The organism is Burkholderia sp. 572 (assembly GCF_040545135.1).
Taxonomy (GTDB): domain Bacteria; phylum Pseudomonadota; class Gammaproteobacteria; order Burkholderiales; family Burkholderiaceae; genus Burkholderia; species Burkholderia cepacia.
The window spans coordinates 13,036-35,810 of record NZ_JBEPLH010000030.1 but is presented as its reverse complement, the minus strand read 5'-3'; the positions used below and the strand labels follow the sequence as shown (position 1 = coordinate 35,810).

The 22,775-nt window shown below is 67.9% G+C and carries 21 protein-coding genes; 5 read left to right on the top strand and 16 right to left on the bottom strand.

Features of this window, described 5'->3' with window-relative positions:
- Positions 1-22: 22 nt before the first annotated feature.
- The 9 genes from ABIC51_RS35935 to sapR all read right to left on the bottom strand — a co-directional run bounded on the left by ABIC51_RS35935 (position 23) and on the right by sapR (position 7,968).
- The gene (locus tag ABIC51_RS35935; RefSeq protein ID WP_059697445.1) at positions 23-358 is read right to left on the bottom strand and encodes a hypothetical protein; all 336 of its coding nucleotides are present in this window, start codon (positions 356-358) and stop codon (positions 23-25) included.
- A gap of 326 nt (positions 359-684) precedes the next feature.
- Positions 685-939 carry a GlsB/YeaQ/YmgE family stress response membrane protein gene (locus tag ABIC51_RS35930; RefSeq protein ID WP_027791896.1) on the bottom strand — a complete coding sequence of 85 codons (255 nt, stop codon included), beginning with the start codon at positions 937-939 and terminating at the stop codon, positions 685-687.
- A 129-nt stretch (positions 940-1,068) separates the two neighbouring features.
- Positions 1,069-1,845, bottom strand: a complete 777-nt coding sequence (locus ABIC51_RS35925; protein WP_059697443.1) for an ABC transporter ATP-binding protein — start codon at positions 1,843-1,845, stop codon at positions 1,069-1,071.
- Positions 1,842-2,756, bottom strand: a complete 915-nt coding sequence (locus ABIC51_RS35920; RefSeq protein ID WP_226127914.1) for an ABC transporter ATP-binding protein — start codon at positions 2,754-2,756, stop codon at positions 1,842-1,844. The genes ABIC51_RS35925 and ABIC51_RS35920 overlap by 4 nt, the downstream gene beginning before the upstream one ends.
- Before the next feature lies 1 nt (position 2,757).
- Positions 2,758-3,672, bottom strand: coding sequence for a nickel transporter permease (nikC, locus tag ABIC51_RS35915; RefSeq protein WP_226127911.1), 915 nt, complete (start codon positions 3,670-3,672; stop codon positions 2,758-2,760).
- A gap of 67 nt (positions 3,673-3,739) precedes the next feature.
- Positions 3,740-4,810, bottom strand: a complete 1,071-nt coding sequence (locus ABIC51_RS35910; protein ID WP_354006952.1) for an ABC transporter permease — start codon at positions 4,808-4,810, stop codon at positions 3,740-3,742.
- Between the two features lie 10 nt (positions 4,811-4,820).
- Positions 4,821-6,422 (bottom strand): ABC transporter substrate-binding protein, encoded by a 1,602-nt coding sequence (locus ABIC51_RS35905; RefSeq protein WP_027791891.1) that lies wholly within the window; start codon positions 6,420-6,422, stop codon positions 4,821-4,823.
- A 61-nt stretch (positions 6,423-6,483) separates the two neighbouring features.
- On the bottom strand, positions 6,484-7,047 hold the full coding sequence (gene ddpX / locus ABIC51_RS35900; RefSeq protein WP_027791890.1) for a D-alanyl-D-alanine dipeptidase: 564 nt from the start codon (positions 7,045-7,047) through the stop codon (positions 6,484-6,486).
- 27 nt (positions 7,048-7,074) lie between these two features.
- Positions 7,075-7,968 (bottom strand): sap1 transcriptional regulator SapR, encoded by an 894-nt coding sequence (gene sapR, locus ABIC51_RS35895; RefSeq protein ID WP_226127908.1) that lies wholly within the window; start codon positions 7,966-7,968, stop codon positions 7,075-7,077.
- Between the two features lie 259 nt (positions 7,969-8,227).
- Between sapR and ABIC51_RS35890 the strand changes: the two genes are divergently transcribed.
- The 4 genes from ABIC51_RS35890 to ABIC51_RS35875 all read left to right on the top strand — a co-directional run bounded on the left by ABIC51_RS35890 (position 8,228) and on the right by ABIC51_RS35875 (position 12,858).
- A complete protein-coding gene (locus tag ABIC51_RS35890) occupies positions 8,228-8,476 on the top strand; it encodes a helix-turn-helix domain-containing protein (protein ID WP_021161351.1) in 249 nt (82 codons plus the stop codon).
- 3 nt (positions 8,477-8,479) lie between these two features.
- Positions 8,480-9,814 carry a type II toxin-antitoxin system HipA family toxin gene (locus ABIC51_RS35885; RefSeq protein WP_060173420.1) on the top strand — a complete coding sequence of 445 codons (1,335 nt, stop codon included), beginning with the start codon at positions 8,480-8,482 and terminating at the stop codon, positions 9,812-9,814.
- A gap of 380 nt (positions 9,815-10,194) precedes the next feature.
- Entirely contained in the window at positions 10,195-11,451 is a 1,257-nt protein-coding gene (locus ABIC51_RS35880; RefSeq protein WP_060173419.1) for an oxalate decarboxylase family bicupin, read from the top strand.
- A 90-nt stretch (positions 11,452-11,541) separates the two neighbouring features.
- On the top strand, positions 11,542-12,858 hold the full coding sequence (locus ABIC51_RS35875) for an Nramp family divalent metal transporter (protein ID WP_226127906.1): 1,317 nt from the start codon (positions 11,542-11,544) through the stop codon (positions 12,856-12,858).
- A 25-nt stretch (positions 12,859-12,883) separates the two neighbouring features.
- Here the strand turns inward: ABIC51_RS35875 and ABIC51_RS35870 are convergent, their stop codons facing one another.
- The 7 genes from ABIC51_RS35870 to ABIC51_RS35840 form a co-directional block, all read right to left on the bottom strand.
- Positions 12,884-14,137, bottom strand: coding sequence for a hypothetical protein (locus ABIC51_RS35870; protein WP_226127904.1), 1,254 nt, complete (start codon positions 14,135-14,137; stop codon positions 12,884-12,886).
- A 27-nt stretch (positions 14,138-14,164) separates the two neighbouring features.
- Positions 14,165-14,707 (bottom strand): class I SAM-dependent methyltransferase, encoded by a 543-nt coding sequence (locus ABIC51_RS35865; protein WP_021161346.1) that lies wholly within the window; start codon positions 14,705-14,707, stop codon positions 14,165-14,167.
- A 178-nt stretch (positions 14,708-14,885) separates the two neighbouring features.
- Complete coding sequence (locus tag ABIC51_RS35860; RefSeq protein WP_226127902.1) at positions 14,886-16,475, bottom strand: ABC transporter substrate-binding protein; 1,590 nt, start codon at positions 16,473-16,475, stop codon at positions 14,886-14,888.
- 137 nt (positions 16,476-16,612) lie between these two features.
- Complete coding sequence (locus ABIC51_RS35855; RefSeq protein ID WP_021161344.1) at positions 16,613-16,948, bottom strand: hypothetical protein; 336 nt, start codon at positions 16,946-16,948, stop codon at positions 16,613-16,615.
- Positions 16,949-17,205: 257 nt separating this feature from the next.
- On the bottom strand, positions 17,206-17,535 hold the full coding sequence (locus ABIC51_RS35850; RefSeq protein WP_027791882.1) for a hypothetical protein: 330 nt from the start codon (positions 17,533-17,535) through the stop codon (positions 17,206-17,208).
- Between the two features lie 166 nt (positions 17,536-17,701).
- Complete coding sequence (locus ABIC51_RS35845; protein WP_124814588.1) at positions 17,702-19,261, bottom strand: DHA2 family efflux MFS transporter permease subunit; 1,560 nt, start codon at positions 19,259-19,261, stop codon at positions 17,702-17,704.
- A 413-nt stretch (positions 19,262-19,674) separates the two neighbouring features.
- Positions 19,675-20,577 carry a LysR family transcriptional regulator gene (locus ABIC51_RS35840; protein WP_060195414.1) on the bottom strand — a complete coding sequence of 301 codons (903 nt, stop codon included), beginning with the start codon at positions 20,575-20,577 and terminating at the stop codon, positions 19,675-19,677.
- A gap of 145 nt (positions 20,578-20,722) precedes the next feature.
- Between ABIC51_RS35840 and ABIC51_RS35835 the strand changes: the two genes are divergently transcribed.
- Positions 20,723-22,753, top strand: coding sequence for an FUSC family protein (locus tag ABIC51_RS35835; protein ID WP_027791878.1), 2,031 nt, complete (start codon positions 20,723-20,725; stop codon positions 22,751-22,753).
- Positions 22,754-22,775: the final 22 nt, after the last annotated feature.

Here is a 22,775-nt window from a genome sequence, read left to right as displayed (position 1 = left end):
GGCGTCGCGCCGGCGAGCGGCTTTACTGGTATGTCACGACCGCGATCATCGGTGCGTGATTGTTGCCGGGACGGTTCGGTAAAACGATTGCGCGCGAGGCCTGAGTAAAGGTCGTGGTCTTGATCGCCTGCTGGCTCGCCGCGTCGACGAACGCGATCTGGCCGGTTGCCGGGCGCGGACAGTCGGCGCGTACGCGCCCATTGGCGAGATCGGGCGTATCGAGCGCGAACGAGCAGGGCGGCTCGACGATCATGCCGGAGAAGTGGATGATGCCGGACGCGCCGGCGGCGAAGGACGAGGAAGTGGCCAGAAGCGAGGCAGCCAGGGCGAACGAGGCGGCGATATGGCGATGCTTCATGACAGGCTCCATATAGGAAGCGCGTCGCAGCGGGGCCGCTCGGGTGGCAGTCCGTCAACGCCGCGATGCTGTATGCGTAAACGGCAAAACCATTGGGCCTCTTGAATGAAAAAATCGAAATAATGACTATAGGCAAACGATTGCGAATTGCTTGAATCAATGTAGGCCGAATCTGCGCAATCGCAAGTCAGGGAAAAGCCGGGGGGATAAGATCGAACGGCGAACGGTCGTCGCGACCGTTGTGCGGGCAACGGCCTCGTGCCGTCCGGAAAGCAAAACGCCGCTCGTCTCGAGCGGCGTTTTGCGTTGGGGCGAAGGTGCGCCGTTCAGTTCATGCGCTTGCGTACCGCGCCGACGATCACGAGCAGCACGATCGCGCCGACGATCGACGCGATCCAGCCCGCGCCCTGGCCCGGCGAGTACCAGCCGGCGGCGCGGCCGACGTAGCCGGCGATCAGCGAGCCGACGATGCCGAGCACGGCGGTCATCAGGATGCCCATCTTGTCGTCGCCGGGCTTGAGCGCGCGGGCGAGGAGGCCGACGATGAGCCCGACGACCAGGGTTTCGATGAATTGCAGCATGAACGCCTCCCTATTGCGGTTGAGCTGTTGACGAAACGAAGTTGACCCGTGCGGCGCACAAGGGTTCCATGCGGCGGCAAGCCGGCGCGTGGCGTGCCGAGTATCGCATGGCGGCGCGACGTGCGGATGTCACGCGGCCGGCGCGCCCGGCGCAGGCTCGAGACGACGATAGCCTTCGGTTGCATTCAGCAGCGTGCGCGTGTAGTCGCGCGCCACCTGCCCGGCGCGCACGTCCTCGATCCGGAGCTGCTCGACGATCTCGCCCTGCTGCATCACGGCGACGCGCTGGCACAGGAAGCCGATCACCGCGAGGTTGTGGCTGACGAGGATCATCGTCAGGTTGCGTTCGCGATGCAGGCGGCGCAGCAGGTTCAGGATCTCGGCCTGCACCGACACGTCGAGCGCGGACGTCGGCTCGTCGAGCAGCAGCACGCGCGGCTCGACGATCAGCGCGCGCGCGATCGCGACGCGCTGCCGCTGGCCGCCCGACAACTGGTGCGGATAACGAAACCGGAACGTGGGGCCGAGGCCGACCTCGGACAGCGCGCGGGCGATGCGCGCATCGGTGTCGCTCATGCCGTGGATCGACAGCGGTTCGCGCAGCGTCTGGTCGACCGTGAAGCGCGGATGCAGCGACGCGTACGGGTCCTGGAACACCATCTGCACGTGGCGGCGAAACGCACGATCGGGCGTGCCGCCGACCGGCCGGCCGTCGATCGACAGGCTGCCGGACGCGAGCGGCACGAGGCCCGTCAGCGCGCGCAGCAGCGTCGACTTGCCGGAACCCGATTCGCCGACGAGCCCGAACACCTCGCCGTCGCGCACCGCGAAGCTCGCGTCGCGCACGGCGTCGACGTGACCCGTGCGGGTCGGGAAACGGATCGATGCGTGATCGACGTCGATCATCGTGCGGCCTCCTGTCGATCGGCGGGCGTGCCGGCGTGCGGCGCGGGTTCGAGCCACGCCGGATCGCGCCGCAGCACGGGCAGTTCGTCCGGCGGGTTCGTGAGCGGCGGGTTCGCCGCGAGCAGCCCTCGCGTATAGGGATGGGAAGCGTTGCGCAGGTCGCGCGCGGCGCAGGTTTCGACCACGCGGCCCGCGTACATCACCGCGACGCGATCGCAGAACGACATCACGAGCGGCAGGTCGTGGCTGATGAACATCAGGCCCGTGTCGTGGCGCGCGATCATCGCGTCGAGCACCGCGAGCACCTGCATCGACACGGCGACGTCGAGCGCGGAGGTCGGCTCGTCGGCGATCAGCAGGCGCGGGCCGGTCGACACCATCATCGCGATCATCACGCGCTGGCCCATGCCGCCCGACAGCTCGTGCGGATACGCATCGGCGACGCGCGCCGGGTCGCGGATCTGCACGGCCTCGAGTGCATCGACGATCCGCTCGCGCAGCGCGCGGCCGCGCAGCCCGGGTTCGTGCAGCCGGAACGCTTCGCCCATCTGCTTGGCGACCGTCATCACCGGGTTCAGCGAATATTTCGGGTCCTGCAGGATCATGCCCATCTGGCTGCCGCACAGCCGCCGGCGTTCGCGCGGCGACATCGCGAGCAGGTCGTGGCCCGCGAAGCGCATCGTGCGTGCCGACCAGCGCGCGGCGTCGGGCAGCAGGCCGAGCAGCGCGCGGCCCGTCAGCGATTTGCCGGAGCCCGATTCGCCGACGATGCCGAGGCGTTCGCCGGGCGCGAGCGTCAGCGACAGGTCGCGCACGGCATCGGTGACGGTGCCGTCGTGCCCGCGAAAGCCGATCTTCAGGCCGTCGATCTCGCACAGCGGCGCGGGCGTGGGGGCGGGGTTCATCGGCATGTCACGCTCCATGACGGGGATCGAAGACATCGCGCAGCCCGTCGCCGAGCAGGTTGAACGCGAGGCTCACGAGCAGGATCGCGATGCCGGGCAGCGTCGCGACCCACCACGCGTCGAGCAGCACGTTGCGGCCCGACGCGACCATGAAGCCCCACTCGGGGCTCGGCGGCTGTGCGCCGAGGCCGAGGAAGCCGAGGCCCGCGACGGTCAGGATGATGCCGGCCATGTCGAGCGTCGCGCGCACGATCACCGACGACATGCACAGCGGCACGATGTAGCGCAGCAGGATGCGCGGGCCCGACGCGCCCTGCAGGCGGGCGGCGTGGATGAAGTCGGCCTGCGCGATGCGGATCGTCTCCGCGCGCGCGAGCCGCGCATACGCGGGCCACGCGGTGATCGAGATCGCGACGACCGCGTTGATCACGCCGGGCCCGAGCGCGGCCGCGAATGCGAGCGCGAGCACGATCTTCGGGAACGCGAGCGCGATGTCGGTGATGCGCATCAGCACGCTGTCGACGAAGCCGCCGCAATAGCCGGCCGTCGTGCCGATCGCGAGGCCGATCGGCACGACGATCACGACGACGAGCAGCGCAATGCCGAGCGTGAGGCGCGAACCGGCGATCAGCCGCGAAAGGATGTCGCGGCCGAGCTGGTCGGTGCCGAGCCAGTGCGACGGCGAGCCGGGCGGCAGCAGCCGGTCGGACAGCACCTGGCGCAGCGGATCGTGCGGCATGATCAGCGGGCCGACGATCGCGACGACGATCAGCGCGACGAGGATCGCGAGCCCGAACAGGTTGAGCGGGTTGCCGGCGAAACGGCGCCAGCGGCGATACGCGAGGCCGAGTGCGGCCTGCGAGCGCGAGGCGGGCGCGTCGGACAGCAGCCACGCGCGCAGCGTGAGACGCTCGGCGTTCATGGTTGGACAACCTTCGGCATGGGCGATGAAAGAAGCAGGGTGGAAGCGGTCATGTCGTGTCGGCGCCTCAGCGCGCGCGCGGATCGAACACGCGGTACAGCGCGTCGGTCAGCAGGTTGACGGTGATGAACATCGCGCCGATCACGAGCGTCTCGCCGAGCACCGCGTTCATGTCGGCGTTCAGCAGCGCGCCGGTCAGGTACGAGCCGAGCCCCGGCCACGCGAACACGATCTCGGTCAGCACCGAGCCCTCGAGCAGGTTGCTGTAGGTGAGCGCGATCACGGTGAGCAGCGGCACCGCGATGTTGCTGAACGCATGCCGCCAGATCACGCGGCGCTCCGGCAAGCCCTTCGCGCGCGCGGTGACGATGTATTCCTGGCTCAACTGGTCGAGCATGAACGAGCGCGTCATGCGGCTGAGATACGCGACCGAGTAGTAGCCGAGGATCGCGGCCGGTAGCGCGATGTGCGACACCGCGTTGCGGAACACGTCCCATTCGCCCGCGAGCGCCGCGTCGATCAGCAGGCTGCCGGTGCGCGGATCGACCATCCCGTCGTACACGGGATCGAGCCGGCCCGGCCCGCCGACCCAGTGCAGCCGCGCGTAGAACAGCAGCAGCCCCATCAGCCCGAGCCAGAACACCGGCACCGAATTGCCGATCAGCCCGACGAAGCGCGCGATGTGATCGATCGGACGGTTGTGCTTCACGGCGGCCGCGACGCCGAGCGGCACGCCGATCGCGATGCCGATCAAGGTCGCGATCGTCGCCAGTTCGAGCGTGGCCGGGAATACGCGCTTGATGTCGTCGAGCACGGGGTTCGCGGTCAGCAGCGACGTGCCGAGATGGCCGTGCAGCACGTCGCGCGCGTAGATCAGGAATTGCGTGACGAGCGGCTTGTCGAGCCCGAGCGCGATGCGTTCGGCCGCATACGCCTCGGCCGACGCGCGATCGCCGAGGATCGCGAGCACGGGGTCGATCGGCACCTTGCGGCCGATCACGAACGTCAGCGCGAGCAGCCCCGCGAACGTGACGGCGAGCGTGAGCGTCCAGCGCAGCACGCGCAGTGCCCAGCGCACGGCCGGGCGCCGCGCGGGCAGCGTGCGCAGGGCTTCGAGGGAGGAGGCGGGAGTCGACATGCGGTGAATCTTATTGCTTCTTCAGGTTGCGGTACGACACGAGATCGTTGATCGGCCCGACTTCGAGCCCGCTCACGCCGGGCCGCGTCGCGACCTGCGCGACTTTCTCGAACATGATCACGAACGGCGAGCGCGCGAGCATTTCCTTCTGCATCGCCTGATACCGTTGCGCGCGTTTCGCGGCGGTCGGTTCGGCGAGCGCGGCGTCGGTTTCCTTCGTCAGTTGCGGAATGTCCCAGCTGTTGCGCCAGGCCAGCATTTTATAGCTCGACTTGTCGGAATTGTCGGGGTTCCACGCAAAACCCTGCGCGTTGCTGTGCGGATCGATGTAGTCGGCCGACCATTCGCCGATGTAGATGTCGTGCTGGCGCGCGCGGTATTTCGCGAGCGTCTGCTTGTTGTCGCCGGGGATCAGCTGCACCTTGATGCCCGCCTGCGCGAAGTTCGCCTGCACGGCCTGCGCGATTTCGGTGTACGGATAATCGTTGCGCACGTCCATCGTCACCGAGAACCCGTTCGGCACACCGGCCTTCGCGAGCAGCGCCTTCGCCTTCGCGACGTCGAGCCGGTACGGGTTCGCGTTCAGCGTGCCGAGGAAACCTTCGGGCAGGAAGGTCTGGTGGACCTTGTAGGTCGTCTTCACCACGTTGCCCTGGATGCCCGCATAGTCGACGAGCCACTTCAGCGCTTCCTGCACGTCGGGCTTCGCGAGCGTCGCATTCTTCGTGTTCAGGCCGAGATACAGCAGCGTCGCCTGCGGCGATGCCGACACCTTCGCCTTGCCGGATTTCACGACCGACGCCAGATCGTCGGGGCTCAGGTCGCGTGCCGCATCGACGTCGCCGTTCTCCAGCAGCAGGCGCTGGCTCGCGGCTTCGGGCACGTGGCGCAGCACGATGCGCTTCATCGCGAGCGGCAGCCGGTAGCCGTCGAAGCGCTGCAGCACGACGCTGTCGCCGGCGGTCCACTTGACCAGCCTGTACGCGCCGGAGCCGGCCTCGTTGGTCTTCAGCCACGCGTTGCCGAAGTCGCTGCCCTGCTGGTGCGACAGCAGCAGCTTCCTGTCGAGCACCGAGGCGGGCCAGGAGCCCAGCACGTTCAGGACGAAGGTCGGCGCGTACTTCTGGTCGGTCGTGACCGACACCGTCAGGTCGTCGAGCTTCTTCACGTTGGCGACGACGTTCGCCTTCGTGAGCCCGATGCCGGTCAGCACGGCCGCCGGCCCCTTGTCGAGCAGCACCGCGCGCTGGATCGACCACGCGACGTCGTCGGCCGTCAGCGGGTTGCCCGAGTGGAACTTGAGGCCGGGGCGCAGCTTGAACGTGTAGGTCAGCCCGTCGGTGCTCACCGTCCACGACTGCGCGACGTCGCCGTTGAATTTCGACGGATCGCGCAGGTCGACGCGCACGAGCCGGTCGTACGTGTTCGCGACGTATTCCTCCGGCACCAGCTCGTAGACCTCGCCCGGATCCAGCGTCGTGAATTCGTCGAGCAGCGTGGCCATCACGAACATGTCCTTCGGCGTCTCCGCATGCGCGGCGGACAGCGGAACGGCGGCGAGAACGGATGCGGCGGCCAGCGCCGCGACGAGCCGGGATGTCAGGGGTTTCATCTGCGCTCCATGTGTCGTTGAAGTCGTTGAACGTGAACGGTGGGGAGAATGCGTCGGGCCGTCACATCAGGCGCCACGGGCCGCTTGCCGCATTGTCGATCTGGGGCAGCGCATGCGAGCCGGGCAGTTCGTAGTGCCACCATTCGCTGTCGATGTGCGCGAAGCCGGCCGCGTGCATCACGCCGAGCAGCAGCAGGCGGTTGCGCTGCACGGCTTCGGGCAGCCCCGCGTGGAAGTGGCCGGATGCGGCGACCATCTCGTCGAAGCCGGTGCCCATGTCGAGCGGCTCGCCATCCGCGCCGACGAGCGTCAGGTCGAGCGCGGTGCCGCGGCTGTGATTCGAGCCGCGGCCGAGATCGGCGACGAAGTTCGGGTCGGGCAGGAAGTCCCACAGCACCTGCTGCGCCTGCGGCGGCCGGTACGCATCGTAGATGCGCAGCGTGAAGCCGGCCTGCGCGGCGACGTTCACCGCGCGGCGCAATGCGGCTTCGGCCGGCGCCAGCAGCAGGCAGTGCGCGCGGCGGTAGATCGGCTTGCCGGTCAGGTTGCGGTCGGTCGCGTAGACGAGGTCGATGTCGACGCGATGGGTGGCGGGCGTGATTTCGACGAGGCGGTGGTCGTTCATTGGCGGTTCGGGTTCGGGCGGGCTCGCTCAGGATTCGAATTGGTCGAACGTGTGCTGCAGTTCGCGGTTGCGCGCGACGCGCCGGTCGATCGCGGGGCCGAGGCGGTCGACCACGGCCGTGATCAGCAGGTTGAACAGGCAGGTGAGCGGTGCGAGCGAATCCCAGAACTGGCCGACGTCGGTCTTCACCTGCAGCAGGTCGGCCGGCCAGTCGCGCGCCCATGGGCACGAGAGGTCGGTGACCAGCGCAAACGGCTGCCCGCGCTCGGCGGCCGCCTGGCAATAGCGGCGCGCGCTGCGCGAATACGCGCGGGTGTCGGTGACGATGCAGTACGGCTGCTCGAATTCGGAGTTCAGCGAATCGACGTACGAGCCCGACTGGCCGTCGGAATAGAACACGCGCGGGCGCAGGTACTCGAGGTAGCTGCTGAACGCGTTGCTGATCCCGCGCGTCGACTGGATGCCGAGGATGAATACCGCGTCCGCATGCGCGATCCGGTCGGCGACCTGCGCGAACACCGGGCCTTCGGCGAGGCGGTACACGTGGCGGATCGCGTCGAGCTCGCGCTCGAGCGACGATGCGAGCGGGCTGTTGCCGGCATCGCCGTTGCCGTTTCCGTTTCCGTGGGCCGGTTGCGTACCCGCGACGCGGCGGTATTCGTCGAGCCGGTCGGTGATCATCCACGGGCGATCGCCTCCGCCGCGCAGCTCGCGTTTCAGGTCGTCGAGATTGCGGTAGCCGACGCTGCGCAGGAAGCGCCCGACAGAGATGCCGCTCGTGCCGGCCTGCTGCGCGATCTGGTCGGCCGTTTCGAGCCCGAGCCGGTCGAGGTTCGCGAGCATGTAGCTCGCGATGCGCTTCGCGGTCGGCGTGAGCTCGGCGTAGCGGGATTCGACGGTACGGGCGAACGCGCAGGTCATCGGCTGTTAGATCGTTGTCGTCTGATGATCGAATGTCATCTATCTAACGAAGCCAAAATCATTCACGCCAGCGGATAAAAACTATGGTGTGAGGATAGGTGATAGGGTCGGAAGTGCGTTCGACGGTGGGGCGGTCCGCGCCGGAAGGGGCTTGATTTTATCTCTGCCAGGAATAATTTGCGTTTATGTCTGATGGAGATAATTTGCGTTTATGTCTGTCAGGCATATACTGCATTTATTGTCTTCGGGGATCCATGCCGTGAACTTCATCGTCAATACGTCCGCGCAACTGGGCGAAATCCTGTCTTCCGCGCGTCAGGCAAAGGGCCTGACGCAAGCGGAAGCGGCCGGGAGAATCGGCGTGGGCCAGTCGCGCCTGTCGTCGCTCGAAACCACGCGTACCGAAAGCCTGTCGCTTAGCCAGTTGCTCGAGTTGACCGCGCTGTACGGTCTCGAACTCAGCATCCGTACGAAGGACGGGCACGACGCAGCCGACGTCGAGTGGTAAGCGATGGGACGCAGAACGCACACGCGCGCGTTGTCGATCTGGACGAACGGCCAGCGGGTCGGCACGTGGCGGATTCCCGCGCGCGGCGACATGGAACTCCTGTACGACGCTGACTGGAAACAATCGGCCGTCGGCCGCCCGTTGTCGCTGTCGCTGCCGTTCGGTGTCGGCGAAGCACCGCTGCGCGGCGAACGCGTGAATCACTTCTTCGACAACCTGCTGCCGGACAGCGATGCCATTCGGCGCCGCCTGGCCGCCCGGTTCGGCACGGCGACGACCGAGCCGTTCGATCTGCTCGCCGCGCTCGGCCGCGACTGCATCGGCGCGGTGCAATTGCTCGGCGAGGACGATGCGCCGACCGGCCTGAATCGCATCGACGGTACGCCGCTGTCGGACGACGACGTGGCACGCGTGCTCGATCAGGCGAGCGGGGTGGCGACGGCAGGCGGGGACGACGACGATTTCCGGCTGTCGCTGGCCGGCGCGCAGGAAAAGACCGCACTGCTGTTTCATGACGGACGCTGGATGCGCCCGCATGGCGCGACGCCGACGACGCATATTCTGAAATTGCCGCTCGGGCTGGTCGGCAACAAGCGGGCCGACCTGACGGCCTCCGTCGAGAACGAGTGGCTGTGCCTCGCGATCCTGCGCGCGTTCGGCCTGTCGGTCGCGCAGGCGGAAATCGTGCGTTTCGGCGCGCACAAGGTTCTGTCCGTCGCACGCTTCGATCGTGCGTTGCATCGCGATGGCGGGTGGCTGTTGCGCTTGCCGCAGGAGGACTTCTGCCAGGCGCTCGGCGTGCCGCCTCATCTGAAGTACGAGTCGCACGGCGGCCCCGGTGTGCCCGATCTCGCAGGCCTCCTGCGCCGCTCCGAAACGTCGCGGGAAGATCTCGACACGTTGTTCGCCGCCCTGATCGTGTTCTGGATGCTTGCCGCACCGGACGGGCATGCGAAGAACTTCAGCCTGCGCCTGCTGGCGGGCGGCCGTTTCCGGCTGACGCCGCTTTACGACGTGATGTCGATCTGGCCGGTCGAAGGCGACGGCGCGAACCAGTGGTCGTGGCACAAGGCGAAGCTCGCGATGGCCGTGCACGGCAAGCGCAAGCACTATGCGATGCGCGACATCACGCGACGGCACTTTAGCGCGATGGCCGAGCACTGCCTGCTCGGCGATATCGCGACGCCGATCGTCGAACGGCTCGTCGCGATGACGCCGCATGTGATCGAATCGGTCGCCGCGGCGTTGCCGCCCGGCTTTCCGGCACGGGTCGCGGAACGGATTCTGGGCGGCTTGAGGTTTGCCGCGCAACGGCTCGACGCGATGCCGCGAGAGTGAACCGCTTCCGGTCGCGGCGCAGGTCGCCGGTATCCGGCGTATCCGCATCCGCACGGGCCCGCTCGATACGATCGGTGATTCGAATCGGCCGCGTCGTATCCCGATCTCGTGTTGTCGCCATGCAGGGTCGTCACGACGGGGCGCAATCGTATCTCCTCATTTACCGAAATCCGTTTCCTTCCCGCCATCCCGCTGCACCGCAATAATTACAAAATTAAAGCCGATCAGCTTAAATCATTAATTCAGGTTAATAATTCATTTAATTTATTCGTCGAATTGTATTTAACTTGCGTGACGGGATGTTCGATTTTCGATAATCCGAAAAACGGCATGTGTTCCGTAATGGGAATTCACTTGATCGCAAGAATGAAGGAGAAGTCATGACGAATCTTTCTCGACGCAGGATGCTGGCGAATACCGCCGGCGCCATTGCCGCCGCCGGTATTGCGGTATCGGCCAAGGCCGCCTCGTTCGGCAATCCGGACAGTCCGCCGGAAGGCGCGGTCAATGCGCGCAACCGCCAGAGCCTGACCGATCCGGGGCCCAAAAATCCGGCTATCGCCAACCAGTTTCCGTCCTTTCAGGATCCGCCGGCCACCGATATCAACGGCATGCCGTTATTCTGGGCCTCGTTCAATAATGCGCATAAAAGAATTCAAAATGGCGGATGGGCGCGTGAAGTCACCCAGGACGATTTTGCGATTTCCGAAACCATTTCCGGCGTCAACATGCGCCTGACGCGCGGCGGCATTCGCGAGATGCACTGGCACCAGCAGGCCGAGTGGGCCATCATGCTCGACGGCCGGTGCCGGATCACGGTGCTCGACGAACTCGGGCGGCCATCGGTGCAGGACGTGAAAACCGGCGATCTCTGGTATTTCCCGCCCGGCCTGCCGCATTCGCTGCAGGGCCTCGGCACCGACGGCGCCGAATTCCTGCTCGCGTTCGATAACGGCCGCGCATCCGAATTCAACACGCTGCTGCTGACCGACTGGGTCGCGCACACGCCGCCCGACGTGCTCGCGCTCAACTTCGGCGTGCCGGCCGACGCATTCCGGAACATCCCGCTCGACAACCTGTGGATCTTCCAGGGCGACGAACCGGGCCCGCTCGCGGAAGCCCAGCGCGCATCGGCGTCGGCGGCAGGGGCGCCGCCGCATCCGTTCATCTTCTCGCTCGGCGACATGAAACCGGTCAGGAAGACCCGCGGCGGCGAAGTGCGGATCGCGGACAGCACGAACTTCAACGTGTCGACGACCGTCGCGGCGGCGCTCGTCACCGTGCATCCGGGCGGCATGCGGGAGCTGCACTGGCACCCGAACGCGGATGAATGGCAGTACTACCTGCAGGGCGAGGCTCGGATGACCGTGTTCGACACGGGGCCGAAGGCGCAGACGGCCGACTTCCGCGCGGGCGACGTCGGCTACGTGAAGAAAAGCCTCGGGCACTACGTGCAGAACACCGGCAACACCGATCTGGTGTTCCTCGAGATCTTCAAGACCGACCGCTATGCGGAAGTGTCGCTGTCCGACTGGCTCGCGCATACGCCGCCAAAGCTCGTCGAAGCGCACCTGAACGTCGCGCCGGACGTGATCGCGCAGTTTCCGCGCAACCGTCCCGACGTCGTGCCGCTGTAACGCCGCCGCTGTCGCCGCGGCCGGCAGCCGACATGCCGGCCGCGGCGCCCGACCTTCAGGAATCCTGCCTCATTCGAACGGAACACCACCATGATTCCCGTCACGAACAAACCTGCCGGCAGCTTCGCGCTGCCGAGTCTGCCTGCCGGCCACACCGGCCACCCCGACGGCGCGGCGCGTGCCGCGCTGGAAGGGCGCCGCACCGGCGTCGCCGCGCTGCTGCCGTTCGTCGGCCCGGCCGTGATCGCGTCGATCGGCTATATGGATCCCGGCAACTTCGCGACCAACATCCAGGCCGGTGCCGCGTACGGCTACCGGCTGCTGTGGGTCGTGCTGGCCGCGAACGCGATCGCGATGCTGTTCCAGGCGATGTCGGCGAAGCTCGGCATCGTGACCGGCCGCAATCTCGCGGAGCTGTGCCGCGACCGGTTTCCCGCGCCGGTCGTATGGGGGATGTGGGTCGCGTCCGAGATCGCCGCGATGGCGACCGATCTCGCCGAATTCCTCGGCGGCGCGCTCGCATTCGGGCTGTTGTGCCACCTGTCGCTGTTCGCGGGGATGATCGCGACGGCGCTCGCGACCTGCGCGATCCTCGCGCTCGAAAAGCGCGGCTTCCGGCCGCTGGAGGCCGCGATCGCGGCGCTGGTCGGCGTGATCGGCGCGTGCTATCTCGGCGAACTGCTGATCGCGCCGCAGGACTGGCATGCGGCCGCGTTCCACCTGGTCGTCCCGCAGATTCCGGATCGCGCGGCGCTGACGATCGCAGTCGGGATCGTCGGCGCGACGATCATGCCGCACACGCTGTATCTGCATTCGGGGCTCACGCAGGATCGCACCGCGCCGCGCGACGATACGGAGCGGCGGCGGCTCGTGCGCTTCTCGAATCGCGAGGTGGTCGTCGCGCTCGGGCTGGCCGGGTTCGTGAATCTCGCGATGGTGATGATGGCGTCGTCGGCGTTTCACGCGAACGCGCCGGGCATGACCGACATCGGCGACGCGTATCACACGCTGATCCCGGTGCTCGGGCCGGCGGCCGGCGCGCTGTTTCTCGTCGCGCTGCTGACCTCGGGCGTGTCGAGTTCGGTGGTCGGCACGATGGCCGGGCAGGTCGTGATGCAGGGCTTCATCCACCGCCGCATGCCGGTCTGGGTGCGGCGCGCGGTGACGGTCGTGCCCGCGTTCGCGGTGGTCGCGCTCGGTTGCGACGTCACGCGTGCGATGGTCGCGAGCCAGGTGGTGCTGAGTTTCGTGCTGCCGATGCCGATGATCGCGCTGCTGATGCTGTCGGCGCGCGCGGACGTGATGGGCGCTTACGCGATGCGGATGCCGCTGCGGATCGTCGCCGGCGCGGCGACGGTCGTGATCGTCGGGTTGAATGCGTACCTGGTGTGGGCGGCATTCAATTGACCGGCGGCGGGCCGCCGCCCGCTGCCTACTGCTGCATGTCCGGCGCCTCGCGCAGCCGCCAGATCGCATTGCACTGCTGGCCGCCGAGGCTCGTCGAGCGCAGCGTGACGACGGTGCCGGGCGCGATCCGGTACGTGAAATGCGCCGTCAGCTCGGTGCCTTTCCGCTGCGGCTGCCCGTCGACCAGCACTTCGCACAGCAGCGGCGACGGCGACCCGGACGGGTGCGTGACATAGACGTTCAGCCGCGCGATGTCGCGTGTCGAGGTGAACACGACTTCGTGGTTCCCGCTGCCGATCAGCATCGTGCCGCCGGGTTCGTCGATCGCCTGCAGGTAGGCGCCCGCGCTTGTCTCGATCGTTGCGGCCGCAACGGTCAGCCCGGCCGAGCGCACGTAGTCGGTTGCCGCGATGCGCGCGGCGACCGCGTCGGATTGTGCCGGCGTGCCGTCCGACAACGCGAACGGCACGCCGTCGCGCAGCGCGGCGTCGACGTGGTTCGCGTAGTAGCGCCAGCGGTCGAGGAAGCGGATGTCGCCGGTCATGTGCAGCGCGCGGATCGGCTCGCCGTGATACCGGAGCGTCGTCGTGCCGGTGCCGGCATCGAACGCTTCGTGAATGCCGTACTTGCTGACGAAGTTCTGGACCGGATCGAGCAGCGCCGTTTCGCCCTGGGCGCTCCACAGGTGCAGGAACGTCGTATCGATCCCGAAGCATTCCTGGAAATCGGTGCCGATGCGGGCGGTGCAGTCGCGCAGGTGGCCGGCGTAGCGTGCCCACGCGTCGGCGGTCCCGGCAACGAGCCCGGCCTGCAAGGCGCTGCCGTGGCGTGCGGAGACTTCGTCGACGACGAGGCGCCAGTGATGGTCGCGCCGCTCGCCGATCAGCGGCGTGACGACGAACGTGCAGAACAGCGGGTCGGGGCACGCGTGGAGCCGGTCGTCGCCGATCTGCGAGAACAGGTCGAACGGCGGCGCGCAGAACCAGATGTCGGCGTCGTACAGCGCGAGCTTGCGGATCTGCGGGTTGCGTGCGCAATACTCGGCTGCCTCGATGAAGCGGCCGACCGGCAGCGCATACGCGCTCGACGCGTCGATCACGTCGACCGACTGGCTCGCGAGGATCTGCCGCTTGCGTTCGGACAGCCCGTAGCCGATCACCGCGATCCGCCCGTCGTAGCCGGTGTGCCGCAGCGACAGCAGGAACGGCACGAGCATCTCGTACCACGCGCGGTTGTTGTCGTTGATCGCCACGCAGACCGCGTGTTCGCTCGATTGCATGTTCGCCCCCCGTTGCGCGCGCCCGGCTCAGTAGCCGACGTGGCGCTCGCAGACGACCGCGCCGCAACCGCGGCTGTCGTGATACGTAATATGAAACTGCTTGTTGTCCCACAGCCACTGGAACACCGCCTGGTACACGCCGGCCACGGTCATGTCGTGCAGCACGATCTTCTTGCGCGCCAGCGGGCCGAAACGGTTCAGTTCGGCGAGCGTCTGCTCGTACGTATGGGTGGTGTCGATGAACAGCAGGTCGGCGGCGAGCGGCTCCATCGCGAGATCGTCGGCGATCCGGAATTCGAAGTCGATCGACAGGTCTTTCGCCGCCTGCTCCAGTTCGGGCCGGATCTGGAAATACTCGTCGGAGATGTCGACCGACACGAGGCGCTTCGGCTGCGCGAGCAGGAAGGCCGTCGTGGTCAGCCCGGTGAACACGCCGAGCTCCAGGATGGTGTCGCATCCGGCGGCCGTTTGCGTATAGAAATCGAAGCGGGAGGGGCTGTCGCCGAGCCAGCCGATCGGCTCGATCTTGTACTGAAGGAACTCCATTCGCAGTTGTTGTAGCGTGCGCATCCTGTTTTCCTTGGCGAAGCGGATTGGCGGATTCGATGGTCCCGATCGTCGCCGGTCGCGGCCGGCGTCCGTGGCGTCGCGCATTGTAGATCGCCTGCGCCGCACGGCATAGCACCGCCACGGCGGCCCGCAGCGATTACCCGCGCGCCGGCAGGGCCGGGCGCGCGGGCGGGCGCCATTATTTCGCGAGCGTGCGGTATGACACGAGGTCGTTGATCGGCCCGATTTCCGGCCCGGTCACGCCGGGGCGCGTCGCGACCTGCACGACCTTCTCGAACATGATGATGAACGGCGAGTTCGCGAGCACGGCCTTCTGCAGCGCTTCGTAACGCTGCGCGCGTTTCGCGGGCGACGGCTCGACGAGCGCGGCCTCGGTGTCCTTCGTCAGTTGCGGAATGTCCCAGCTGTTGCGCCACGCGAGCATCTTCGTCGGCGACTGGTCGGAGTTGTCCGGATTCCACGCGAAGCCGCGCGCATTGCTGTTCGGGTCCATGTAGTCGGGCGACCATTCGCCGACGAAGATGTCGTGCTGGCGCGCGCGATACTTGCCGATCGCCTGCTTCGCATCGCCCGGAATCAGCTTCACGCGGATGCCGCCCAGCGCGAAGTTCGCCTGCAGCGCCTGCGCGATCTCGAGGTACGGATAGTCGTTCGGCATGTCCATCGTCACGTCGAAGCCGTTCGGCAGGCCGGCCTTGGCGAGCAGCGCCTTCGCCTTCGCGACGTCCTGCTTGTACGGCCGCGCGTTCGACGCGCCGAGGAAGCCTTCGGGCAGGAAGGTTTCATGCACCTTGTACGTCGTGCTGACGATGTTGCGCTGGATGCCGTCATAGTCGACCAGCCATTTCATCGCCTGCTGCACCTCGGGTTTCGCGAGGTTCGGGTTCTTCGTGTTCAGGCTCAGGTACAGCAGCGCGGACACCGGCCACGACGCGACCTTGATCTTGCCGGCCTTCGTCAGCGCGGCGAGGCTGTCGGGGCTCAGGTTGCGCGCGGCGTCGGCGTCGCCGTTCTCCAGCAGCAACCGTTGTGCGGACGCTTCGGGCACGTGGCGCAGCACGACGCGTTTCATCGGGTACGGCGTGCGGTATTTCTCGAAACGCTGCAGCACGATGGTCTCGTTGGGCGTCCACTTGACGAGCTGGTACGGGCCCGAGCCCGCGTCGTTGGTCCGGAGCCAGCCGCTGCCGAAATCGTTGCCCTGCTGGTGCGACAGCAGCAGCTTCTTGTCGAAGACCGATGCCGGGCATGCGCTCAGCACGTTGAGCACGAAGCTCGGTGCGTACTTGCGGTCGGTTTCGAGGACGACGGTCTGCGGATCGACCACGCGCACCTTCTGCGCCACGTTCGCCTTCGTGAGGCCGAGGTCGGCGAGCACGCCGGCCGGGCCCTTGTCGAGCAGGATGGTGCGCTGCAGCGACCACGCGACGTCGTCGGCGGTGACCGGGTTGCCGGAATGGAACGTGAGGCCGGGGCGCAGCTTGAACGTGTAGGTCACGCCGTCGGCGCCGACCGTCCACGATTGCGCGATCTGCCCGTCGAAGCGCGTCGGGTCCTTCAGGTCGACGCGCACGAGCCGTTCGTAGGTATTCGCGACGTACTCCGACGGCACCAGTTCGTAAATTCCGCTCGGGTCGAGGGTCGTGAATTCGCCGAGCTGCGTGGCGACGACGAAGATGCCGGGCGGCGTGGCCGCGTGCGCCGGCAGCGCCGGAACAAGCGCGACGAGCGCGGCGCTGACGAACAGCCGGGACAGCAGGTGCTTCATGCGGGCTCCGTTGAAAGGGAATCGTGGGTGCGATTCTCTCATCGACGGCCACCCGGATGAAAATATTCAGCGTGCGCGCCGACGGGCCGGCGCGCAGGCGCGAGCCGGGCGGGCGCCCGGCATCGGCGGGGTTCGGATCAGATCAGGCAGCGTGCGAGCGCGAAGCGCATCGTTTCCTCGGGCGGCTCGCTGCCCGAGCCGCGCACGACCTTGACGACCGAACCGTTGCCCGACGGCGTCAGCGTGACGAAGTACGAGTTCGAGCCGACGGCGATGTCGGTCACGCCGTTGTGCTGCGATTGCTCGGTGCCCGGCAGGCGGCTGTCGAGGCAGTTGGCGATCGCGTAGGCCGGACGTTGCGACGACACGTACATCATCGGCGCCGCGCCGGACGAGGCGGCCGAGTCGGACGACGGCGCGGAACCGCAGGCGGCGAGCAGGGCGGCGGGAAGGAGCAGCAGGAATCGTTTCATGGTGGATCGTCGTGGGTCTCGTATCGAGGCTGGGGCGCGGGGTAGGCGAAACGCGAAGCTTCGCGACGAAACCGCCCGGAATCGGGCCATGTTTGACGGACGACGATGCGGCAGGCGGCTGACGACGGAGTATACCCGCAGCATTTGACGCCGTTGACGCGTTGAAACGATTCGATACACAACAAGCACCCGCTGCCGCGCGGCGGCAGCGGGCGTTTCAGGGGGTGGCGAATGGGCACCTGCCGGTGTTGTCGATCTTATTGGCCGATCTGGTGGCTGACCGCATTTTCCTGCTGGTTCAGCACGTGCTTTTCGCTCTTCGTGATGTGGCTGCGATCCTGCGCAGCCATGTCCCGCTCTTCCCGGCGGATCTTGCGGTCGTCACGGTGCAGGCGCGCGGCCTGTGCGTGCGACATCTCGCCTTCCTTCACTTCGTGACGGATCCGGCGATTCTGGTTTGCGAGGCGCTGGTTGACCGCTTCGCGGCGCGGATGCGCCTGTTGCCACGATGTGTCGGCGAACGCGGTGCCGGTCAGTACCGACATCAGGGCGGCGGCAATCGCGAGATGGCGGGTCAGGGCTCGCATGGTGTTTTCTCCTGTCGTTGCGCGCTCGAATCGTGGGCGCTTGTCCAGAAAACGCGGCGCGGGCACCGGCTGTTGACGTTTCCGCCTGTATCGATTGCAAGTCTTTATTACGTCGGCGCGTGGCCCCGGCGTGCGCGGCGCGGGCTCCGGCCGCCGCGCACGCGGATCAATGCGCGCCGGCCGCCGCCGCGTCGGCATCGCCGCCGCCCGAGCGCGACGGTTTCGTGATCCAGATCAGCGGAATGATCGCGACGAAGATGATCGCCGATACATAGAAGATGTCGTTCAGCCCCATCACGGCCGCTTGCGAATCGACCGACGCGTTGAAGAGGGCGAGCGCCGAATCGGGGCTCAGGTGCAGCAGCGAGCGCGTCGTGTCGACGTGTTGCGCGAAAGTCGGGTTGTCGATGCTCGCCTGTTCGGTGAGCCGCGCGTGATGCAGGATCGTGCGGTCGTTCCAGGCGTTGCTGATCAGCGACGTGCCGACGGCGCCGCAGAACGTGCGGCCGAAATTCGACAGGCCGGCGGCGGCCGGAATCTTTTCCGGCGGCAGCCCGGACAGGATGATCGACGTCAGCGGCACGAAGAACATCGCCATCGGGATGCCTTGCAGCAGCGTCGGCAGCACGAGGTCCCAGCGCGACACGTCGGTGTAGAAGGTCGTGCGCATCATGAACACGACCGCGAAGCCGACGAACGCGAGCGTCGCGATGTAGCGCGGATCGGTGCGCGGCAGCAGGCGCCCCATGACCGGCGTGAGCAGGATCGCGAACACCCCGAGCGGCGCGGTGGCGAGCCCCGAATCGACCGCGCGGTAGCCGAGATAGCCCTGCATCCACTGCGGCAGCAGCACGAGCGTGCCGAAGAACATCCCGTACGCGACCGAGATCGCGATCGTGCCGCCCGCGAAATTGCGCTGCGTGAAGAGCCGCAGGTCGACGATCGGGTTAGCCTCGTGCAGCTCCCACACGAGGAAGAACGCGAAGCCGATCAGCGCGACGATGCCGAGCGCGACGACGACGGGCGAGTTGAACCAGTCGAGATCCTTGCCCTTGTCGAGCATGATCTGCAGCGACGCGACCCACAGCACGAGCAGCAGCAGGCCGACCGTATCGATCGGCAGGCGGCGCGTGGCCGATTCGCGATCCCGGAACACGATCCACGTGACGGCGGCCGCGAAGAAGCCGACCGGGATGTTGATGTAGAAGATCCACGACCAGTTGTAGTCGTACGTGATCCAGCCGCCGAGCGACGGCCCCGCGATCGGGCCGACGAGCGCCGTCATCGACCACAGCGCCAGCGCGCTCGACGATTTCTGCCGCGGCCACGCGCCGAGCAGCAGCGCCTGCGACAGCGGCGCGAGCGGCCCGGCGACCGCGCCCTGCAGGATCCGCGCGGCGAGCAGCGTCGGCAGGTTCGGCGCGATCCCGCACAGCCACGACGCGAACACGAACAGCAGGATCGACGTGACGAACAGGCGTACCTGGCCGAAGCGCTGCGTGAGCCAGCCCGTCAACGGAATCGACACCGCGTTCGCGGCCGCAAAGATCGTGATGACCCACGTGCCTTCGTCGACCGACACGCCGAGGTCGCCCGAGATGGTCGGAATGGCGACGTTCGCGATCGACGAGTCGAGCACGTTCATGAACATCGCGAGCGATACCGCGATCGTGCCGATCGCGAGCTTGCCGCCCGACAGCGGGGCTGGAGATGACGGAGTGGACATGGGTTTCCTGCGTAAGAAGCGTAAGGTGCTTGACGGCTGCGGCCCGTCGCGGCGGGCACGCGCCACCGCGCACGCACGCGCGCGAAGGCGACGCAGGCGCGGCGCGGCCGCTGAACGGAAAGGCGCACGGCGCGCGATGCGGCCCGGTAGCCGGGGCCGACGCGTGCGATGTGCGGCTCGATCGGATGCACGAAGCCGTGGCGGGCTTCGGAAGGCGGGATGCTGCCGGTCAGGAAGGCGGGACGCGCGTGACGCGTCTGCGGGCAGCGGTCAGGCGGCTGGCGTCGCCGGTGGAGTCGTTGTGCATCGCGACAGGCTAACGATGCGGCGAGCCGCCATCAACACGGGCCGGCTCATTAATCGATTTCGCGCCGCGCAATAATCGGTGTGCGAACCGTGCCGTACCGAGCCGGTTACGGTGCGGTTCGCCATGCGGTGAACAGTTCCGCGAGGAAATCGACGAACGCGCGCACCTTGCTGTCGAGCGTCGCGCGCCGCGGGTACAGCACGTGCAGCTCGACGTCGTCGGCCCGGTGCCAGTCGGGCAGCACGATTTCGAGTTCGTTCCGTTCGAGCCGGCGGGCCGTGTAGTGCGTCGAGGCCAGCGCGATGCCGCCGCCGCTCGCGGCCTGGCGCAGCACCGTCACCGATTCGTTGGTGATCAGCACCGGCCGCACCGGCACGTCGGCGACTTCGCCGGCCGCATTGGTGAGCCGCAGCGTCAGGCCGGGCGCGTCGCGGCCGACGAGCAGCAGGTCGTGCCGCGCGAGATCCTGCGGCGTGGCGGGCCGGCCGACGCGGTCGAGATAGGCGGGGCTCGCCGCGAGCTTCGCCTGCGACCAGCCGAGCGAGCGTGCGATGTAGCTGGAGTCGGTCAGCACGCCCGCGCGCAGCGCGACGTCGAAGCCGTGCTCGACGAGATCGAGCGGGTTGTTGTCGTAGATCAGCACGAGCTGGACGAGCGGGTAGCGCCGGCGAAACTCGGCGAGCGCCGGCTCCAGTTCGAACAGGCCGATCGAGTAGGGCACCAGCACGCGCAGCGTGCCCTCCGGCGCCATGCGCAGCGCGCGGGCCTGGCGGTCCGCGTCGAGCAGGATGTCCTCGGCGCGCAGGCAGCGCTCGTAGTAGTCGCGTCCGGCCTCGGTGACGGACACGCGGCGCGTGGTCCGGTACAGCAGCTGGACGCCGAGATCGTCCTCGAGCTGCTTGACCTTGCGGCTCACGCGGCTGAGCGGCATGTCGAGTTGCGTGGCGGCGGCGGTGAAGTTGCCGCGCTCGACCACGCGCAGGAATATGCGGATGCTTTCGAAGTTCATACGGGGTGCTTCCGTGTTCGACCTGCGCGCATCTTACCTTCGCCGGCCGGATCGCTCCGTGCGGCGGCGATTATCCTGCCCGGTGCAATAACGCATCCTGTCCGCGCCTCTTAGTGGCGGCGGCGCGCCCCCGTATGCTCGCCGCATGAAATTCGCCTTGCCCGATCTGCCGCCGCGCGCGGCTTTCCGCACCGTGCTGCGCGACGCACGGCCCACGCTGCCGCCCGGTGCGCTCGCCTTCGCGTTGCGCAACACGGCCGCGTCGCTGCTCGCGCTCTACATTGCCTTCCGGATGAATCTCGACGACCCGAAATGGGCCGCATCGACGGTGTGGATCGTCGCGCAGGGCAGCCGCGGGATGGGCTTGTCGAAGAGCCAGTACCGGATTCTCGGCACCGCGATCGGCGCGGTCGTCGCGCTCGTGCTGACCGGTGCATTCGCGCAGACCCCCGAACTGTTCCTGCCGGCGCTCGCCGCCTGGATCGGCCTGTGCGCGGGCGTCGCGACGTTCCAGCGGAATTTCCGCGCCTATGCGGCGGTGCTCGCCGGCTACACGGCCGCGATCGTCGCGATGGATGCGGTATCCGCGCCGTTGCACGCGTTCGACATCGCGGTCGCGCGGTTCCTCTACGTGGTGGTCGGCATCCTGTGCGGCGCGTTGTTCGATACGGTCTTCGCGCCGGGCGCGCCGCTGGACGATGTCCGTACGCGGCTCAGGCGCTATCTTGACCGCGCGGCGGCGGTCGGCGCGGGTGCGCTGCGCCGCGAGCCGAACGTCGCGGCCGTGCACCGGCTGTTCGCGGATGCGCTCGAACTCGACACGGCGGCCGAATATGCCGCCACCGGCGCGCCGCCGGTGCGCAACGCGATCGGCCATCTGCGCACGGCGGTGCTGGGCGTGCTGTCCGCGCAGGCCGCGGGGCAGGCGTTGCACGATCACGCGGCGCGCAGCGGCGGCACGCCGGACCCGCTGGTCGCCGATGCCGCGCAGGTGCTCGACGGCGTGGCGGCGTCGGGCGAAGCGGGCGCCGCGCTCACCGCATTGCGGGCGCGCGTGGACGACGCGGTGCGCGCCGAGGCCGCGGAGCCGGCCGGCTCGGACCCGTCGCGCCTGCTCACGCTCGACCGGCTGGCGGCGCTGCTTGCCGGGTTCGACGCCGCCTTTGCGGGCAAGGCGTGGCTGGACCTGCCGAATCCGCCGGCGTCGCGGGTGCGCTATGCGTTCCACCACGATCCGGTGCTCGCGTGGCACAACGGGATGCGCGCGTTCATCGCGGTGCTGATCGCCGCGGCGTTCTGGATCGTGACGGCGTGGCCGTCGGGCGCCGGGTTCGTCGCGATCACGGGGGTGGTCTGCGCGCTGTTCTCGACGCGCCCGAACTCGGTGGGCGCCACCGTCGGCTTCCTGAAAGGAGCCGCCTGCGCGGCGGTCGCGGGCGCCCTTTGCAACTTCGTGCTGCTGCCGGCGGTGTCGGGCTTCGAGATGCTCGCGTACATCCTCGGCGTGTTCACGATCGGCGCGGGCATCGCGATGCGCCATCCGCGCGCGGCCGGCATCGGCAGCGGCTTCTCGATCTTCTTCTGGAATTTCACGTCGCCGGACAATACGGCGCGCATCGGCGACGCCGCCTTTCTCAATTCGGCGCTTGCCACGCTGCTCGGTATCGCGTTCGGCGCGATGGTGTTCGCGCTCGTGTTCCCCGGCGATCCCGGCGCGAGCCGGCGGCGCCTGCATTGCGCGGTGCGCGCCGACCTCGCACGCATCGCACGCAATCCACGGGCGTGGCCGGCGAGCGCGTGGCTGAGCCGTACGGCCGACCGTCTCGGGCGCGAGCTCGGCTTCGCGGGCCGTCTGCCGGCCACCCTCATCGAGCGCGACCTGCGCGACTTGCTCGCGGCCTGGACGATCGGCGACAGCCTGTTGGCGCTGGCCGAACTGGCGGCGCGCGAGCCGGCGGCGCGCCGTGCGGTCGCGTTGGTGCGGGGGCGGGTCGGGCTCGCGGATTTCGCCCGGCTCGAGCGGGCTTGCGGCGCGGCGGCCCGCGTGCTGCTGCGGCGCGTGACCGAGGTCGACAGCGACGACGGGCGCGCGCTGCTGCGCGGTGTCGTGCTGCTGCGGACGATCGCGGAGACGGCGGCCGCGCATGACGGCTTCCTGCGCGGCCGTCGGGATTGACGGGAGGAGGGGCGGCGGGTCG